The organism is Frondihabitans peucedani (assembly GCF_039537585.1).
Classification (GTDB): Bacteria; Actinomycetota; Actinomycetes; order Actinomycetales; family Microbacteriaceae; genus Frondihabitans; species Frondihabitans peucedani.
The window spans coordinates 1-773 of sequence record NZ_BAABAU010000008.1 but is presented as its reverse complement, the minus strand read 5'-3'; the positions used below and the strand labels follow the sequence as shown (position 1 = coordinate 773).

The 773-nt window shown below is 69.2% G+C and carries 1 protein-coding gene; it reads left to right on the top strand.

The window, feature by feature from the left end:
* A partial coding sequence (locus tag ABD733_RS17270; RefSeq protein WP_344798535.1) for an RICIN domain-containing protein occupies positions 1-566 on the top strand: 566 nt, incomplete at its 5' end.
* Between the last annotated feature and the right edge of the window lie 207 nt (positions 567-773).

Here is a 773-nt window from a genome sequence, read left to right as displayed (position 1 = left end):
GCGCGAACGTCGCGCAGTGGGGCTGGCTCGGCTTCCAGGGCGACAACCCGTGCCAGCGGTGGAGCTTCGGTTCCGCATCCGACGGGTACACGACGATCTCGACGGTCCAGGCAGGCGGGCGGTCGTGGACGGCCGAAGGGGATCCTGCGTCTGCCGACACGAACATCGCCATCGACGCACCGACGGCCGCTGCCGACCAGCAGTTCCGCTTCGAGCCGGTCGGCTCGGTGCTGCTCGCGAGCGCAACGAGTCCGACGGCGACGCTGGGCATCGCAGGATGCGGGGCCCACCACCGCGGGGGAGTGCAGCCGGCATACCAGCGGCGCTCTGCCGCGGGCTGCCAGACCTGGACCATCACCCCCATCGCCGCGGGCGACCGCGCTCTCTACCGCGTGACGAACGACGTGTCGCACCAGCAGCTCGTCAGCACGTCGAAGGGGGTGCGCGTGGAGAGGTCGCGCGGGGTCGGCAAGCCCGGATCCTGGACCCTCCGTCCCACGGACAACGGGACGTGGACGCTCGCATCCGGCACGACGACGCTCACGGTGAGGCTGCTCCTGCCGTGACCCTGCCGTGACGCAGTGGCCGTTCTGCGATGCGGCGGGGGAGTGACCAAACCCTCCGGGGGGCGGTGCCGAACTCATGTCATCGGGTGAACACCCAACGGACGTCGATGAGACGTTCTCGTAACGTCCAACAAAGGAACAGCTCATGCGCAAGATCTCCAAAGCCGGTATCAGCTTCGCCGCCGCCGGTCTCCTCATCGCCGGTGC